This window comes from Pseudomonas sp. NPDC085632 (assembly GCF_044541255.1).
Lineage (GTDB): Bacteria > Pseudomonadota > Gammaproteobacteria > Pseudomonadales > Pseudomonadaceae > Aquipseudomonas.
The window spans coordinates 1-17,983 of the sequence record NZ_JBITSX010000033.1; the positions used below are offsets into that span (position 1 = coordinate 1).

General features: G+C 58.3%; 13 protein-coding genes. 8 read left to right on the forward strand and 5 right to left on the reverse strand.

Features of this window, described 5'->3' with window-relative positions; all coding sequences use genetic code 11:
* Window positions 1-119 precede the first annotated feature (119 nt).
* From ACIF4X_RS19425 to ACIF4X_RS19450, 6 genes are all read left to right on the forward strand, one after another.
* The gene (locus tag ACIF4X_RS19425) at window positions 120-782 is read left to right on the forward strand and encodes an amino acid ABC transporter permease (RefSeq protein ID WP_397483369.1); all 663 of its coding nucleotides are present in this window, start codon (window positions 120-122) and stop codon (window positions 780-782) included.
* On the forward strand, window positions 779-1,570 hold the full coding sequence (locus ACIF4X_RS19430) for an amino acid ABC transporter ATP-binding protein (RefSeq protein ID WP_397483370.1): 792 nt from the start codon (window positions 779-781) through the stop codon (window positions 1,568-1,570). The genes ACIF4X_RS19425 and ACIF4X_RS19430 overlap by 4 nt, the downstream gene beginning before the upstream one ends.
* A gap of 30 nt (window positions 1,571-1,600) precedes the next feature.
* Entirely contained in the window at window positions 1,601-1,990 is a 390-nt protein-coding gene (locus ACIF4X_RS19435) for a RidA family protein (RefSeq protein ID WP_007912330.1), read from the forward strand.
* Between the two features lie 309 nt (window positions 1,991-2,299).
* A complete protein-coding gene (locus ACIF4X_RS19440; protein WP_397483409.1) occupies window positions 2,300-3,064 on the forward strand; it encodes an IclR family transcriptional regulator in 765 nt (254 codons plus the stop codon).
* A 39-nt stretch (window positions 3,065-3,103) separates the two neighbouring features.
* On the forward strand, window positions 3,104-4,318 hold the full coding sequence (locus ACIF4X_RS19445; protein ID WP_397483371.1) for an amino acid deaminase: 1,215 nt from the start codon (window positions 3,104-3,106) through the stop codon (window positions 4,316-4,318).
* A gap of 157 nt (window positions 4,319-4,475) precedes the next feature.
* The gene (locus ACIF4X_RS19450; RefSeq protein ID WP_397483372.1) at window positions 4,476-5,411 is read left to right on the forward strand and encodes a sugar kinase; all 936 of its coding nucleotides are present in this window, start codon (window positions 4,476-4,478) and stop codon (window positions 5,409-5,411) included.
* 116 nt (window positions 5,412-5,527) lie between these two features.
* Here ACIF4X_RS19450 and ACIF4X_RS19455 read toward each other — a convergent pair whose 3' ends face one another.
* Together ACIF4X_RS19455 and ACIF4X_RS19460 are read right to left on the reverse strand one after the other, a co-directional pair.
* The gene (locus tag ACIF4X_RS19455) at window positions 5,528-5,803 is read right to left on the reverse strand and encodes a peptidylprolyl isomerase (RefSeq protein ID WP_007912322.1); all 276 of its coding nucleotides are present in this window, start codon (window positions 5,801-5,803) and stop codon (window positions 5,528-5,530) included.
* A 51-nt stretch (window positions 5,804-5,854) separates the two neighbouring features.
* A complete protein-coding gene (locus ACIF4X_RS19460) occupies window positions 5,855-8,392 on the reverse strand; it encodes a PAS domain S-box protein (protein ID WP_397483373.1) in 2,538 nt (845 codons plus the stop codon).
* A gap of 113 nt (window positions 8,393-8,505) precedes the next feature.
* On the opposite strand from ACIF4X_RS19460, the gene ACIF4X_RS19465 reads away from it, so the two are divergent.
* Window positions 8,506-9,615 carry a PilT/PilU family type 4a pilus ATPase gene (locus ACIF4X_RS19465; RefSeq protein ID WP_397483374.1) on the forward strand — a complete coding sequence of 370 codons (1,110 nt, stop codon included), beginning with the start codon at window positions 8,506-8,508 and terminating at the stop codon, window positions 9,613-9,615.
* Window positions 9,616-9,749: 134 nt separating this feature from the next.
* Window positions 9,750-13,517 (forward strand): hypothetical protein, encoded by a 3,768-nt coding sequence (locus tag ACIF4X_RS19470; RefSeq protein ID WP_397483375.1) that lies wholly within the window; start codon window positions 9,750-9,752, stop codon window positions 13,515-13,517.
* A gap of 48 nt (window positions 13,518-13,565) precedes the next feature.
* On the opposite strand, the gene ACIF4X_RS19475 is transcribed toward ACIF4X_RS19470, so the two are convergent.
* From ACIF4X_RS19475 to ACIF4X_RS19485, 3 genes are read right to left on the reverse strand one after another with little or no spacing between them, the layout of a single operon-like run.
* On the reverse strand, window positions 13,566-15,521 hold the full coding sequence (locus ACIF4X_RS19475; protein WP_397483376.1) for an acetoacetate--CoA ligase: 1,956 nt from the start codon (window positions 15,519-15,521) through the stop codon (window positions 13,566-13,568).
* Window positions 15,522-15,571: 50 nt separating this feature from the next.
* Window positions 15,572-16,345 carry a 3-hydroxybutyrate dehydrogenase gene (gene hbdH, locus ACIF4X_RS19480; protein ID WP_397483377.1) on the reverse strand — a complete coding sequence of 258 codons (774 nt, stop codon included), beginning with the start codon at window positions 16,343-16,345 and terminating at the stop codon, window positions 15,572-15,574.
* A gap of 7 nt (window positions 16,346-16,352) precedes the next feature.
* The gene (locus ACIF4X_RS19485) at window positions 16,353-17,744 is read right to left on the reverse strand and encodes a GntP family permease (RefSeq protein ID WP_397483378.1); all 1,392 of its coding nucleotides are present in this window, start codon (window positions 17,742-17,744) and stop codon (window positions 16,353-16,355) included.
* Window positions 17,745-17,983: the final 239 nt, after the last annotated feature.

Here is a 17,983-nt window from a genome sequence, read left to right on the forward strand (position 1 = left end):
CACATTCAGAAATGTGCTCATGCCACTACTGATATTACGATACCGCGGCCTGTTACCTCATTGCCATGCTGCTGCGTTACCTCGAGCAGCGTCTGGCGATCCGCCGATAGGAGGCTGCGATGTACGAATCTCCCAGTTGGTTGCATGAATTGTGGGTGGCGCGTGAGCCGCTGTGGCAGGGCTTTGTGACCAGTGTGCAGGTGTCGGCACTGGCGATTCTGCTCGGCACCATGCTTGGCGTGGTTGCCGGGCTGGTGCTGACTTACGGCAAGTTCTGGATGCGCGCGCCGTTCCGTTTTTATGTCGACCTGATTCGCGGCACGCCGGTGTTTGTATTGGTGCTGGCCTGCTTCTATATGGCGCCGGCGCTGGGCTGGCAGATCAGCGCATTTCAGGCCGGGGCCTTGGGACTGACGCTGTTCTGTGGCTCTCACGTCGCCGAGATTGTGCGCGGTGCATTGCAAGCCTTGCCGCGCGGGCAGATGGAAGCGAGCCAGGCCATCGGCCTGACGTTCTATCAATCCCTCGGCTACGTGTTGTTGCCTCAGGCCTTGCGGCAGATCCTGCCGACCTGGGTCAACTCGTCCACGGAAATCGTCAAGGCTTCGACTTTGCTCTCGGTGATCGGCGTCGCCGAATTGCTGCTCAGCACGCAACAGGTCATCGCCCGGAACTTCATGACGCTGGAGTTCTACCTGTTCGCCGGTTTTCTGTTCTTCGTCATCAACTACGGCATCGAATTACTCGGCCGGCACATTGAAAAGCGGGTGGCCCTGCCATGACTCAAGCTCAAGTTTCCCCTCAAAATCAGGCGTTGCTGGACATCCGTGGCCTGCACAAACAGTACGGCGCGGTCGAAGTGCTCAAGGGGGTTGATCTGAGCATGCAGCGCGGCAATGTGGTCACGCTGATCGGTTCCAGCGGTTCGGGCAAAACCACATTGCTGCGTTGCGTGAACATGCTCGAAGAATTCCAGGGTGGGCAGATCCTGCTCGACGGCGAATCCATCGGCTATGACGAAACCAACGGCAAACGCATCAGACATGCAGAAAAGGTCATCGCCCGGCATCGTGCGATGACCGGCATGGCGTTCCAGCAATTCAACCTGTTCCCGCATTTGACCGCGTTGCAGAACGTCACACTGGGCCTGCTCAAGGTGAAGAAGATGCACAAAGACGAAGCCGTCGTCCTCGCCGAAAAATGGCTGGAGCGCGTCGGCCTGCTGGAACGGCGCAATCACTTTCCCGGGCAGTTGTCCGGCGGTCAGCAGCAGCGCGTGGCGATCGCTCGCGCCATTGCGATGAACCCGAGTCTGATGCTGTTTGATGAAGTTACTTCGGCGCTCGATCCGGAACTGGTCGGCGAAGTGCTCAACGTGATCAAGGGCCTCGCCGAAGACGGCATGACCATGCTGCTGGTGACCCACGAGATGCGTTTTGCCTTCGAGGTCTCGGACAAAATCGTTTTCATGAATCAGGGGCGAATCGAAGAGCAAGGGCCTCCCAAGGAACTGTTCGAACGCCCGCAATCGCCGCGTCTGGCTGAGTTTCTCAAAAGCACGCGGTTTTAATTTTTCGTTTTGTAATCAGGAGAAGTACCCATGAGCATTACGCGTTACGGCACCGGCAGCACCGCCGCTGGCGGCCAGCCACGCCCATTCGCCCGCGCCGTTGAAGCCGATGGCTGGCTGCATGTGTCCGGCCAGGTGCCGGCGGTGGATGGCGAGATCATTGTGGGCGGCATCGTCGAGCAGACCCATCAGACCATGAAGAACCTGATCGCGATTCTCGAAGAGGCCGGTTATGGCCTGGAAGATGTCGTGCGTGCCGGGGTGTGGCTGGATGATCCGCGTGATTTCAGCAGTTTCAACAAGGTTTTCGGCGAGTACTTCAAACCTGAACATGCACCGGCACGGGCGTGTGTTCAGGCGAGCATGATGGTGGATTGCAAGGTTGAGATCGATTGCATTGCCTACAAGAAGAAGGCTTGAAAATTGCTGCGTTGCTTAGGCCGCAGCCCCTCACCCTAACCCTCTCCCAAGGGAGAGGGGACTGATCTGTATCGATGCGGATTTTGCGTATGACGCTTACATTTACATCGATACGGTCAGGTTCTTTCTCTCTGGGAGAGGGGGCTGATCGCTGTCGATGCAGATTTTGGCAAATGACCACAACATGTGCATCGATACGGTCAGGCTCCCTCTCCCTCCGGGAGAGGGCGGGGGGTGAGGGCAGCAATGTCACTGACACGGCACCAAGGGCCAGTTACCATCCGGCGACTTTGAATGGGAACCACTGAAATGACCGAAGACACCATCAAACGCCGGGCCCGCGGTCTGGACCGGGCGTTCGATATCCTCGATTTCCTCAAGGAGATCGGCCAGCCGCTGCGTCCGAATGACATCGCCAACGGTATCGGCAGCCCGAAATCCACGGTCTACGAACTGGTCGCTTCGCTGCTCGATCGACGAATTCTGGAGCCGGTGGGCAAGGACGGTCATGTCTATCTGGGCCGGCAGTTATATTTCCTCGGTCAGGCGCATCTGCGCCATTTCGACCTGAGCCGAGAGGCCGATCACGCCTTGCAGGAAATCGTCAGCCAGACCCATGAAACCGCGCAGATGTGCCTGCTCAACGGGCGCAAATACACGGTGGCGTTGATGAAGGAGGGCGAGCGGCATTTCCGCATTTCCTCCGACATCGGTGAAAACGCCCCCATTCCGTGGACGGCTTCCGGTCGCTTGCTGCTCGCGCACTTGAGCGACCAGCAAATCATCGACCTGATCGACGAAGACGATTACATCCTGCCCGACGGCGAGCGCCTGCCGCTGGAGCGTTTTCTGGCGGAGATCCGTCAGGCCGGCATCGATGGGTTTTTCTCCTTCGACAGCGTCGCCGACACCTTCACCCATTGCTTCGCCGCCCCGGTCAAAGACCCTTACGGCGTAGCGATCTGCACCCTGTGCATCGTCGCTCCACGGGCCGATGCGAAGAACAATTACAACGACTATCGCCGGGTTCTGATCGAGAGCGCCAATAGCCTCGCCCGGCGCATCAACGAATAACCGCGGCTGCCTGCAGCCGCGAAAGTGAGGAGTTCGACCATGACGACTGCCATCAATACTGCTGTGGAAAAGGGCGACGCTGCCATTGGCGCGCACTTGGTACGCGACGTCAGCCTGCCGGCGCTGGTGCTGCACCGCGAAGCGCTGGAGCACAACATTCGCTGGATGCAGAAGTTTGTCAGCGACAGCGGTGCGGAACTCGCGCCCCACGGCAAGACCAGCATGACGCCAGCACTGTTCAAGCGACAGCTCGACGCGGGCGCGTGGGGCATTACCCTCGCCAGCGCCACCCAGACCCGTGCCGCTTATGCCCACGGCGTACGCCGCGTGCTGATGGCCAACCAATTGGTCGGCACACCGAACATGGCGCTGATTGCCGATCTGCTGGCCGATCCGACCTTCGATTTCTATTGCATGGTCGATCATCCGGACAACGTCGCCGATCTTGGCGCCTACTTCGCCTCGCGCGGCGTGAAACTCAACGTGATGATCGAGTACGGCGTGGTCGGCGGCCGTTGCGGTTGCCGCAGCGAGCAGGAAGTCATCGAGCTGGCCAAAGCGATCAACGCGCAACCGGCGCTGGCGCTGACCGGCATTGAAGGTTACGAAGGGGTGATTCACGGCGATCACGCGGTCAGCGGCATCCGTGAATTCGCCGCATCACTGGTGCGTCTGGCGGTGCAGTTGCAGGACAGCGGCGCTTTCGCCATCGCCAAACCGGTCATCACCGCCTCGGGTTCGGCGTGGTACGACCTGATTGCCGAATCGTTCGAAGCACAGAATGCCGCCGGGCGTTTTCTCAGCGTGTTGCGTCCGGGCAGCTACGTGGCGCACGACCACGGCATCTACAAAGAAGCGCAGTGCTGCGTGCTCGACCGCCGCAGTGATCTGCACGAAGGTTTGCGCCCGGCGCTGGAAGTCTGGGCGCATGTGCAGTCGCTGCCGGAGCCGGGTTTTGCGGTGATCGCACTGGGCAAGCGTGATGTCGCCTTCGATGCCGGTTTGCCGGTGCCGTTGCTGCGTTACAAGGCGGGTGTGGTGCCAGCACTGGGCGAAGACGTCGGCGCGTGCAAAGTCACGGCGGTGATGGATCAGCATGCGTTCATGACGGTGGCGCCGGGTGTGGAATTGCGCGTGGGCGACATCATTTCCTTCGGTACTTCGCACCCGTGCCTGACGTTCGACAAGTGGCGTGTGGGGTTGTTGGTGGATGAGCAGTTGTCGGTGATCGAGAGCATGGAGACTTGTTTCTAAGACTTCAGACCGAGTCGCGGCCAATCGCTGGCAAGCCAGCTCCCACAGGGTTCAGTGTTGATTAAAAAATTTGTGAGCGACATGAATCCTTGTGGGAGCTGGCTTGCCAGCGATGAGGCCAGACCAGACACCCGCGCATCAACAGAGACAGCACAAGATGAACACCCTTAGCCCCCTGGGCCCGAACACCCCGCGCATCGCCCTGATTGGCGAATGCATGATCGAACTGCAGCAACGCGCCGACGGCAGCCTGCAGCAAAGCTTCGGCGGCGACACGCTGAACACCGCGGTGTATCTGTCCCGCGCGATGGGCGACAAGGCACAGGTCGATTACGTCACCGCACTGGGTGATGACAGTTTCAGCGACGCGATGTGCCAGATCTGGTCCGACGAAGGCATTGGCCTGGAAATGGTCCAGCGCTTGCCTGGGCGCCTGCCGGGCTTGTATTGCATTCAGACCGACGCCAGCGGCGAGCGTCGTTTCCTTTACTGGCGCAACGAAGCAGCGGTCCGCGACTGCTTCACCACGCCGGCCGCCGCGCCGATTCTGGCGGCGTTGCCGGATTATGATGTGCTGTATTTCAGCGGTATCACCCTCGCCGTGCTCGGTGCGTTGGGCCGGGAGAAACTGATTCAGACCCTGAACGAAGCGCGGCAGCGGGATGCGCGCATCGTCTTCGATAACAACTACCGGCCACGGTTGTGGGCTTCTGTAGACGACGCGCGAGCGGCGTATCGCAGCGTGTTGCCCTACGTCGATCTGGCGTTGCTGACGGTGGATGACGAACAGGCATTGTTCGGGTTTGCCGATTGCGCGCAGGTGTTTGCCGCTTACGCGCAGTTCGGCACGCCGGAAGTGGTGCTCAAACGTGGGGCAGAGGCGTGCCTGATTCGCTGTGATGGTGAGGCATTTGAAGTGCCGGCGCAGAAGGTCGCGAAGGTGGTGGACACCACGGCGGCGGGGGATTCGTTCAGTGCGGCGTATCTGGCCAGTCGATTGCTGGGGGGGAGTCCGGCAGAGGCTGCCGAGGCCGGGCACTTGCTGGCCAGCAAGGTGATTCAGGTGCCGGGGGCATTGATTCCCAGAACCTGAAATGCAACACCTGTAGGAGCTGCCGAAGGCTGCGATCTTTTGATCTTGATGTTAAAAAACAAGATCAAAAGATCGCAGCCTCGTTTCACTCGACAGCTCCTACAGGGCTGCGGTGTTTAATCGCGGTAAAACACCTGCACCAGGTGATACCCGAACTTGCTCTTGATCGGCCCATGCACGGTACGCAACGGCTTTTTGAAAATCACCGCATCAATTGCCCCGACCATCTGCCCCGGCCGCACTTCGCCCAGATCGCCGCCGCGTTTGCCGGACGGACAGGTCGAAAATTTCTTCGCCAGCACATCGAACGCTTCACCCTTGGCGATGCGTTGTTTGAGCTGTTCGGCCTCTTCGGCGGTTTTCACCAGAATGTGGCGAGCTTGGGCTTTCATCGTGCGGTACCTGATAACGGGGTGACGGCGGGGCGCGGATTATGCCTCAAGTCACGGGTTTTGGCTGACCATCGTGCGGATCTTGCTGGCCAGCAGCTCAATGGCAAACGGTTTGGCGACCATGTCCATACCGTCCTCGAGAAACCCCTGACGCTCGGCGGCTTTCTGCGCATAACCGGTCATGAACAGCACCTTGAGCCCCGGTCGATGCTGACGGGCGATTTCCGCCAGTTGCCGGCCATTCATGCCGGGCAGGCCGACGTCGGTGACCAGCAGGTCCACGCGTAGATTGGACTCCAGCAAGGGCAGGGCGGTCTTCGCATCCTCGGCTTCGTAGGCTTGATAACCCAACTCCCGGAGCAGATCGAGCACCAGCATGCGCACCGCCGGGTCATCTTCGACGACCACCACGGTTTCACCGGTCGCCGTCGACGACGGTTGTTCAACGGCCTCGACGGCTGGCCGTTCCGGTTCGACGCCATACAAGCGCGGCAGGTACAAGCGCACACATGTGCCCTGGCCCGGCAGGCTGTCGAGACTGACGTGGCCGCCCGACTGCTGGGCAAAACCATAAATCATCGACAGCCCCAGCCCGGTGCCCTGGCCGATCGGCTTGGTGGTGAAGAACGGATCGAAGGCCTTGGAACGTACGGAAGGCGTCATGCCGGTGCCGTTGTCGCTGACCGCCAGCATCAGGTAATCGCCGGCCTTGACCGGTTCAAGCGTGGTGATATCGCTGCCGTCGAGATAGACGTTGGCCGTCTCAATCAACAACTCGCCGCCGTCGGGCATGGCGTCGCGGGCATTGATGACCAGGTTGAGCAGGGCGTTTTCCAGTTGGCTGACGTCGGTGCTGACGGGCCACACATTCTCGGCAAGACGCAGGGTGAGTTCGATCGGATCGCCCTTGGTACGGCGGATCAGGTCTTCCAGCGAATGCACCAGTTCATTGACGTTGAGGGTTTTGCGATCCAGCGACTGTCGCCGCGAAAACGCCAACAGACGATGGGTCAGCGCTGCCGCACGGTTGGCCGATGACACCGCCGCTTCGGTAAAGCGGCCAATCTCGTCGGCCCGGCCGTTGGCGATGTAGCGCTGCATCAAATCCAGGCTGCCGATGATCCCGGTGAGCATGTTGTTGAAGTCGTGGGCGATACCGCCGGTGAGCTGACCGACAGCCTCCATTTTCTGCGCGTGGCGCAAGGCATCTTCGGCGCGCTCGCGTTCGAACATCTCGTTCTGCAAGCGCTGGTTGGCCTGGGCCAATTGTTCGGTGCGGGCGCTGACCCGCTCTTCGAGCGTTTCGTTGAGATTGCGCAAAGCCTCTTCGGTTTTCTTGCGCTCGGTTTCGTCAATTACAAAGATATAGAAACCACTGATCGCGCCGTCGGCGGCGTAACGCGGCAAGTAATTCATCAGTGCGTGGCGATTGCTGCCATCGCGGTGCGGGGTGTACAGGCTGAATGAACAGGGTCTGCCGGCCAGCGCCTCGGCAATGTAAGGCAGGCGCAGGAAATAGGCTTCTTCACCGATGACTTCACGAATCGTGCGCCCGTAGAGTTCCTGCGGCGTGAGCCCGTACCAGTCGAGATAGGCCGCGTTGTTCAGGCGAAAGCGTTCTTCACAGTCGACATAACTGATCAAAATCGGCATGGCGTTGATGATCAGTTGCAGTTCAGTCTGACTCTGGCGTAACGCCTGTTCGGTGTGTTTGCGCTCGGTCAGATCCAGTGCTGCCCCGAGGAAACGCATGGGCCGGCCATGATGATCCTTATAGCAACGACCGCGAGCGAACACCCAGCGTACTTCGCCGTCAGCCTGTAACAGGCGATATTCCTCAGCGTATTCGGTGCCGTGGGTGATGCAATGCTTGATGCTGCGCGCAATCATCGCGCGGTCTTCCGGGTGCACGCCTTGCAGGTAATCGCTGATTGGCAACCGCCCGGCGAGGCCGGGGTCGACGCCATGCAACTGGGCAAAATGCGCATCGGCGATAAAGCGGTCTTCGCCGATGTCCCAATCCCAAGTGCCGACGGCATCGGTCGCGGCGAGGGCCAGTTGTAGACGTTCCTCGGTTTCCCGTTGGGCCTTGAGGCTTTCCTCGGAACGTCGCTGCAGTTCCAGAGCGATGCGGCGGCGTTCGTTGGTTTCGATGGCGGTGACCAGAATTCCGGCGACTTGCGCGGTTTCATCGCGGATCGGGCTGTAGGTCAGATCCAGCCAGAAGTCGGACTCTTGGCCGTCCCGTCGCAGGGTGAAGCGTCTTTCGCTGTAGGTGCGTACCTGACCTTGTAGGACGGCGCGGTAGATCGGGTCGGTAAAGTCGCGAAGTTCCGGCCAGATCTGGTGCGCAGGCTGTCCGAAAGCGTGCGGATGCTTGTGGCCGGCGAGCAGGGCGAAGCCATTGTTGTAGATCTGCGTGAGTTGCGGGCCCCACAACAACAGCATCGGCATTGGCGAGTGAATCACGATGTCCACCGCGGTGCGCAGGCTTTGCGGCCAGCTGCCGGCAGCGCCCAGCGGGCTACGGCTCCAGTCGGTGCGGGCGATCAGTGCCTGCGCGTCGTCGGTGTTCGGTACAGCATTCATTACATCAGTCCTGAGCGTGGTTCGGTGAGGCGACGTCTATCATTGTTGCAGTTGTGCTGCGTCGGACGCAGGCCATTGTCTATTCATTGAATGCTTCGCGGGTGCTTTTTGCCATGGAAATCGATGCACTGTTGTCAGTTTTGTCCAATAAAAACGGTTCGGATCTGTTCCTGTCTACAGGAGCACCGCCCAGTGCGCGTTTCGACGGCGTGCTCACGGCGCTGAGCGAGCGTTCGTTCAAGAACGGTGAAACCGCCGCCATGGCTGCCTCCCTGATGGACGCCGAGCAACGACGGGAGTTCGACCGGGATCTGGAAATGAACCTGGCGATTTCGCGAACGGGCATCGGCCGCTTTCGCGTGAACATCTTCAAACAGCGCAACGATGTATCGATCGTCATACGCAACGTCAAACTCGATATCCCACGGTTTGCCGATCTGAAGCTGCCAGCGGTACTGCTCGACACCGTCATGCTCAAGCAAGGGCTGATCCTCTTTGTCGGCGCCACCGATTCGGGTAAATCGACGTCGCTGGCCGCACTGATAGACCACCGCAACCGCCACAGCAGCGGGCACATCATCACCATCGAGGATCCGATCGAGTACATCCATCGCCACCAGCGTTCGATCATCAATCAACGGGAGGTCGGGGTCGATACCCGCAGTTTCCACGCTGCTCTGAAAAACACCCTGCGTCAGGCGCCGGACGTGGTGCTGATCGGCGAAATCCGTGACCGCGAAACCATGGAACATGCCTTGGCATTCGCCGATACCGGGCATCTGGTGCTCTCGACGTTGCACGCCATTAATGCCAATCAGGCGCTGGACCGGATTATCAATATGTTCCCTGAAGAGCGCCGGCCGCAGTTGTTGCAGGCGCTGGGCAATAATCTGAAAGCATTTATCTCGCAGCGCTTGGTACGCACTGTCGACGGGCAACGAAGGGCTGCTGTCGAGGTGTTGTTGGGTACGCCGACCATTGCTGATCTAGTGCGGCGTGGTCAGTTCGAAGAGCTTAAACCGATAATGGAAAAATCAACTGAACTGGGTATGCAGACATTTGATGCGGCGCTGTTTGCGTTGGTTGCGGACGGTGTGATCAGTGCTCAGGAGGCTTTGAAAAATGCAGATTCGGTCAATAACCTGAAGTTACGTATGAAGCTTGCGGGAGATGAAAGTGGTAGCAACGAACTAGCGCCAGGCGAGTGGGGGCTGATGGATTGAATTTCGATTAGTTGCTTTTTAGTGTCTGGAAGGAAATAACGCCTCATACTTTCCAAATGGAGAGCGTGTATAGAAAGCAGTAGAACGTCATCGGGCCGAAGTTGTCGGCTAGTTAACTTGATGAGGTTCTAAGTATGAATGATGGATCCAGAAATAAAACGGTCTGGTCTTCGGCCGTCGCGCTTTCCGAATGGAAATACAGGACTGAAGCAGATGCAGTAGAGCGCCTGTTGGTTTTGGCTGAACTGGAGAAAGCGTTAAACCAATACACTGATGATCAAAAAATCAATTGGTATGCGCATGAAGTGGAATTGCACTCGGGATCGTCTTTGTATCAAATTTATAATCCCGGCAGACTTATGCTCAACGACCTGTTGGCTACCGGCCCGGTAATCGGTGCGCTTGCCCGGGAAGAAGCGCGCGATCATAACGGACTTGTACGAGTTACACCTGACGGCAAGATGGAAGTCCGTGCCGACAGGGGATGGGTGGATCTGGTAGCCGCGCGTCATTTTGAACACAGCGTTCCGACACAATCTGCATTGACAGTGATTTCGGATATAGCAGGCGTGGCAGGCGGCTATGTATGGCCTGATAACGATATAACGCTTGATCAATGGTTTCGATTTCATGAAATAAAACTTCCCGAGAATAACGCAAAGGTCAGAGAGCTGATCGCCCTGTTCAAGTTTGATCCCCAAGTGAAAGAGCCTGGTAATTACTGGGAGCATTTCCAGACGGATAGTCAGGCATTTGTCGCGTTAAACGAGGAACAGTTGTCAGCTATTCGTGGTGCAACGTCAAAGTTGGCGCCAGCGCGCAAACTGCTGAAGTTCCTGCACGGTGTTACCGGGCGCGCCGCCGTATCCCATGCCAGTGCGAACCATGTCATGAGCGAACTCGTCAATCATCCGGTCTCTCAAACACTCGCCAGGAACTATCTGAACGAACTCGGATGGTATGGTGTAAACGAAGGGGAGTTGGTTTCCGAGCATATTCTCCGTCAATTGCTGACGACGGCGATCTTGCTGGATCTGGATCCATCAATTGGCCTCAGCCATCGCCGTAAACGCATCAATGGCCTGGATCTGTATGCACCCTCCAACGTTGAGCGTCACCCATCGCTCATACGTGAAGAAGTGGCCGCCTTTCTGCGGGCTAAACAATGGGTTGATTTTGAGTTGGCGCCCTTGGCGGCCCACCTGTTACTGGCACGTGATGCGCCAGAGTTTCTGGTTCGGGAAATTCCTCCGTCGATTACGCTCGGGTCGATTGCCTGGATCAACTTCTGTCGTGGCGTTTTGCTGGTGGAGGCAGCAAAATCGGGGGCGGCGCGAGAAATGACTTATGCGCGGATCATGGCTTATGCCGAACTGGAGCCGATCAGCGACGCGCAGCAACATCTACGCGATCTGGCGATGATTGATCCGATCGTCGATTGGGCGCTGCTTAACCAGGTGGTGACCCGCACTGAACTTGAGCAAGCAGAGGAAACCAGCACCCGGCGTGCAATTGACGCATTCGAACAACACTCGGAAACGTTTGCGCAAATCGCCAAGGCATTTTCGACACCGCTACCCGACAGAGCGCAGATTGCCCGTACGGCTCTGAAAGCTGCCGCTCCGGGTTGTGACAGCCTGGACGAAAAAGCACTGTCCGAGAAAGGCGGGCAGCAAGTCATGTCCATGGTCGATTTGCATCAATCCGGCGACTTGGTCACTGGCCAGTGGGACAGGCGTACAGTGCGTCTAGTCACGAATGGTACCCCCAAGCCGGCCATCAACTACAACCCGTCCGGTGTCAGCCTTTACACGCGTTACCCGAACTTGCTGAAACTTGGCTCCTGTGACGAGGAGATGGATCGTCAACTGAGTGTGCATTTCGACGGGTTGAATAGCGCCATGTTGTCTACGGTGAAACTGGCTCTGGCGCAGATGCCGGAGGCAGATCTGCAGATCTTCATGAATACTGATATTCACTTCCTGACGGTCCGCGGATCTGCCGTTTATAAAAAAACGCGCCGGTGGGGCGGCCCCCTGAGTATTGATCTCGAACAAGAGACACTACAAAGCAGAGATGCTGCCACGGGACGTTTTGGCATTGTGATGTATGCGTCTTACGAGAATGCTGACATCTGCTATGAACTGTTCACATCGCGCGGAGAAACCCGAAAAAATGACGCCTTGGCGGTTTTCATCAGGCGAGAGCGAAAACTGCAACAACGTTCAAGAATGAGTGCCAGTGCAAATTTAACGACGCCACTGAGTATCATCGCAACGCAGAGCCTCCCGCTCGATGTTAAACGGTTTACCCACGCAGCAGCCGAAGACTCTTCGATTACCAGCAGCATGGCCATCATCGATAACTTTGGCGTGCTGAAAGGACCACAAGCAGCTTCGACGCCAAAATCAGGGTTCTATCGCAAATTCAACGATCCGAATATCGAACGTATCGCCGAGTTTCTGGTAAAGAATCGACCCTTCCTCAATAAAAATGAACTGAGAGAAATAGTCCGTATACCGACGCCACTCGAACTCTCCAGGGAGGAGGGAGAGCGCTTGCTGACCTATTTCATCGACTTGGTCGTGCCTTTCAAAAAGTGCATCGAAGATATTGCCTCGGGTGAACATGACAAGGTGGTGGACGGGATTTACGGCTGTTTGATGGATGGCATCGGCCTGGTGGGAACGGTGGCCGGCGCAAGTTCCAAAGTATTGAGTATTTCGGCCAAGGCTATTTCAACTTCATCCAAAGCTGCGCGCTTTACCAGGTTGGCATTCACCTCGGCCATAGGACTTTTCAATCCGCTGGATGGGGTGCCTTCTGGCATACAGGCCGGCGGTAAACTGGTGCACAAGGGCTTGTTGCGTTTTAACAAAAACAGCCATGAACTCGTCGCTATAGCGAACAGCCAGTTGCACAAACTCAGTGGCCGTCGTCAATCCTACGATCTGCTCAGTGCATCCGATAATGCCCATTTGGGGCTGGGTAACTGGAAGCCACTGGGCACCCATGGCAACGTTGTGCCTGTTCTGGCCGCACGCAGTGGCAACAAATGGTATGCCTTGAACCGTCATGGCAATCTGTGGGGCAATCCGTTGAAAGGCTTCGCGTATAAAGCCCCTCTACAGTTGCCTTACTCACCCAAGACACTGCCGGTGAGCTACACGCGCAACTTCATCGAAAAAAGCCTGCCCCGCGCTCGGGTGAAGATTGACAACGCGATCGATGTCATCAGCCGACATGAGTTCAAGCGAGATGGCAATCTGCTGATGAAGGCGCTGTTCGGTGATACTTCGAAGATGGCTACTGAGCGACTGGTGAATTATCTGCGGTTGATTCGCTTTGACTTTGCCGGCTTCTCGATGAGCAATACCTTGCTCGATGCATTCAAGAATAACGAGACAATCGCTTCTTTTGATGTGAACAGCTACAAGCGGTGGAAAAGCGCCAGCGCCAGCGACGCGCCTGATATTGCGTTTGTCGAGATTTATACTCAGAACCTGAACAAACATTTCGTCAATCTGGGCTTCAACCATGATGTGGTGGCAGATGACCTGATACATGAACTGTTCCACGGTAGTGCGCAGACCACGGATGTTGGTTACGCCACCGACACAGAGCATCAAAGCAACACTGGGCAGCGACTGGATGTGGCGCAACTGCTGAATCTTGCATCCGGCAACCTGGCTGTAGCGGACTCGGTCGAGAGTTGCCATGCGGTGTCCGAATCCTTCGAGAATGCTGACTCTCTGGCAGTTGCTACCTCGTTACTGAGTCAAATGGCTACGGACAAAGCTACGTTCGACCGCAACATGACGATCATTCGCAGCGCACTCGACGCCAGTGGCGGTACGGCGATTACTCAGCCGGTTGTGATTACGCTGAACAAACCCCGCTGACGACCAGCGCTGCCGCCAACGTTTATCGTGAGAGCGTCAGCGCCCGACTCAAGTCTCAAGCTCCGGCCGATCCCGAAACTGCTCCAGCGCTTCGGGATTGGCTAACGCATCGGTGTTTTTCACCGGCCGTCCATGCACCACCTCGCGCACCGCCAGTTCGACAACCTTGCCGCTGATGGTGCGCGGGATATCCGTCACGGCGACGATCTTCGCCGGCACATGCCTTGGAGTGGTATTGGCGCGGATCACCTGGCGGAGGCGCTGCTCCAGCGCCTCATCCAGTTCCAGTCCTTCGCGCAACCTGACAAACAGCAAAACCCGCACATCATCCTGCCACTGCTGACCGATGGCGACGCTGTCCAGCACTTCAGCGACCTTCTCGACCTGGCGATAAATCTCCGCCGTGCCAATGCGCACGCCCCCCGGATTGAGGACTGCGTCGGAACGCCCATGGATCAGCATCCCGCCGTGGGGCCGTTGCTCGGCATAATCGCCCTGTGCCCAAACACCTGGAAACAGGCTGAAATACGATTGCCGCAGTTTCGTTCCGTCGGGGTCATTCCACAGTCCGATCGGCATGGCCGGGAAATGCCGGGTGCAGACCAGTTCGCCTTTTTCGCCAATCACGGATTGACCCGCGTCATTCCAGACCTCAACAGCCATGCCCAGGCTTTTGCCCATGTTCTCGCCACGCCGCACGGATGACAGCGGATTGGCGTTGACGAAGCACGAAACGACATCGGTGCCGCCCGACATCGACGCCAGGCACACATCGGGTTTGAAGTCTCGATAGACGAAGTCATAGCTTTGTGGCGACAGCGCCGAACCGGTACACAGCAGCGTCTTCAGGCTGCCCAGATCATGGCTTTCGCGAGGTATGGCGCCACTGCTTTCCAGGGTGGCGAGGAACTTGGGGCTGGTGCCGAACACGCTGATGCGTTCGTCGTCGATCAAGTCGAGCAAACGCTGGTTGTCCGGGTGGAACGGCGAGCCGTCGTAGAGCACCACGGCACTGCCGACCGCGAGCGCCGAAACCAGCCAGTTCCACATCATCCAGCCGCACGTCGTGTAGTAAAACAGTCGATCGCCAGGTCCCAGATCGCAATGCAGGCCGTGTTCCTTGACGTGTTGCACCAACACGCCGCCGGTGCTGTGAACGATGCATTTCGGCACGCCGGTGGTGCCGCTGGAATACAGCACGTACAGCGGATGATGGAACGGCACCGGGACAAAATCCGGCTCGCCGCCGACTTGGTAGAAGTCATCCCACACGGTCACTTCGGCATGCGTCCGGTAAGCCTCGACGGGGGCTTGCGGCTGGGCGTACGGGACGATGATCAACTGCCTCAGCGTCGGCAGTTGCTCAAGTATTCCGTTGACTTTGTCGGTCTGGTCGATGGTCTTGCCCGCGTAGCGATAACTGGCGCAGGTGAGCAGTACCTTGGGCTCGATCTGACCGAAACGGTCGATCACACCGTGGGTGCCGAAGTCCGGCGAGGAACACGACCAGATCGCGCCGAGGCTGGTCGTCGCCAGCATCGCCACCAGTGTCTGCCAGGTATTCGGCATGCACGCGGCGACACGATCACCGAGGCCAACACCGGCGGCTTGCAGGCTCGCTTGAAACCCGGCGACGTGCTCGGCGAGTTCGGCCCAGGTCAACTGCTCGCGCTGGCCATTCTCCGCTACGCTCACCACTGCCACGGCATCGTCGCGACGGCGCAGCAGGTGTTCGGCGAAGTTCATCGTGGCGCCGGGAAACCATTCTGCATCGGGCATGCTTGGGCCTTCGCGCAGCACGGCATCCGGTTGTGTGTGGAAGCGGATATCGAAGACATCGACGATTGCCTGCCAAAACTCCGCGCGCTGCTCGATGCTCCATTGGTGCAGGGCAGGATAGTCGTCGAGTTTCAGCGAGTGGCGCTGATTGATCGCACGGCGGAAGGTGTCCATGCGCGAATTGGCGATTCGGTTGGCGTCGGGTTGCCAGAGGATGTCGGACATTGGGTGCCTCTTGTTTTCTGATTACACAAATCCCGTTGGAGGACGCAGCATTACTGCGCCAACCAGCCACCATCAATATTCCACGCCGCCCCACGTACCTGGCTGCCGGCCTCGCTGCACAGGAACAAGACCAGCTCGCCCAGATGTTGCGGTGTCACGAATTCCAGCGACGGTTGTTTCTCGGCCAGCAGATCATGCTGTGCCTGCTGCGGATCGACACCCTTGGCCGCTCGGTCATCGATCTGCTTCTGCACCAGCGGCGTCAGCACCCAGCCTGGGCAGATCGCGTTGCAGGTGACGTTGCTGGTCGCGGTTTCCAGGCCGACCACTTTGGTCAAACCGATCACGCCGTGCTTGGCGGCCACATAAGCCGCTTTGCCGGTCGAGCCGACCTGGCCATGCACCGAGGCGATATTGATGATCCGCCCCCAACCTTTGGCGCGCATCCCCGGCAGGCTCAAGCGTGTGCTGTGAAACACCGAGGACAAGTTGATGGCAATGATCGAATCCCAACGCTCGACGGGAAACTCCTCCACGGCGGCGACGTGCTGGATGCCGGCGTTGTTGACCAGAATGTCGACACCGCCGAACCCGCGCTCGGCGTAATTGATCATGTCGGCGATCTGCGCCGGGTCACTGACATCGGCCGGATGATGGCCGACCTTGCCGCCGAACTGAGCGACTTCGGCGATGACTTTCGATGCATCGCCAAAACCGTTGAGAATCAGATTGGCACCAGCCTTGGCCAGGCTTAGTGCGATGCCCAGGCCGATGCCGCTGGTGGAGCCGGTTACCAGCGCGGTCTTGCCGGAAAGAGTGGTCATGAATACCTCACACAATGCCAGTGGCGTAGAAAGTGCCGATCACTACGAAAACCGCCAGGGTCTTGATCAGCGTAATACAGAAAATGTCTTTATAGGCTTCGCGGTGGGTCAGACCGGTCACCGCGAGCAAGGTGATGACCGCGCCGTTGTGCGGCAGCGTGTCCATGCCGCCACTGGCCATCGCGGCGACGCGGTGCAGCACTTCCAGCGGAATGTTCGCGGCGTGGGCAGCGGCAATGAACTGCTCGGACATCGCCGCCAGCGCGATACTCATGCCGCCCGACGCCGAGCCGGTAATGCCCGCGAGCAAGGTCACGGTGATGGCTTCGTTGACCAGCGGATTGGGAATTTGCTTGAGCCAGTCCGCCAGCACCAGAAAGCCCGGCAGCGACGCGATCACCGCGCCGAAGCCGTATTCCGACGCGGTGTTCATCGCCGCCAGTAATGCGCCGCTCACTGCACTTTTGCTGCCTTCGGCGAGCTTGCTGCGAATCGCCTGAAAACCAAACGCCAAGACCATCAGAATGCCAATCAGCAACGCCGCTTGCACCGCCCAGATCGCCGTCAGTTTGGCGATCTCGGTGGTGACCGGCGTGGCCATGCCCGGCAGTGCGAGGCTGTGGGTCTTGCCGTACCACTGCGGAATCCATTGGGTGAACAGCAAGTTCATGATGCCCACCGCCAGCAACGGTGACAGCGCAATCCATGGGTTTGGCAGTTTCAGGTCTTCAGCGGTTTCCGGCTCGTTGCGCAATTCCTTGCCGTAGCCCTCACCGGCGCGCTGCGCCTTGTTGCGTTGACGCTGCAGAAACAACATACCGGTGCAGAACACGAAAATCGTGCCGATCACGCCCAGCCATGGCGCCGCCCACGCGGTGGTATTGAAGAAGGTGCTGGGGATGATGTTCTGGATTTGCGGTGTGCCGGGCAGGGCGTCCATGGTGAACGAAAACGCGCCGAGGGCGATGGTTGCCGGGATTAGCCGTTTGGGGATATTGCTCTGGCGAAACATCTCGGCGGCAAACGGGTAAACCGCGAAGACCACCACGAACAGCGACACGCCGCCGTAAGTGAGCAAGGCGCAGACCAGCACGATCACCAGCATCGCCTGTTTGGTGCCGAGCAAGCGAATGGCCGCAGCGACAATCGAGCGGGAGAACCCCGACAGCTCGATCAACTTGCCGAACACGGCGCCGAGCAGGAACACAGGGAAATACAGCTTGATGAACCCGACCATTTTTTCCATGAACACCCCGGTGAACGCGGGGGCTACGGCCGAAGGGTCGGTGAGCAGGACAGCGCCGAGGGCGGCAATCGGGGCGAAGAGGATAACGCTGTAGCCACGGTAGGCGGCCAGCATCAGCAGCGCCAGGGCTGCCAAGGCAATGATCACACTCATGGTGTGTCTCTCCAGAATTGTTATTTTTGTGGGTAGAACGGGTGTGGGAGAGGTGTTAGCGAGATCCGTGCCAGCTATCTATCACGTTGAAATATAAAGATATTATTGTGTGAGCAGGGCAGGTTTCAGCGTTTCCGTCTCATTATTGAGACCACATTAAGCCGAAAAGATCGCAGCCTTCGGCAGCTCCTACAGTGCGGATGCGTTATTCCCCTGTAGGAGCTGCCGAAGGCTGCGAT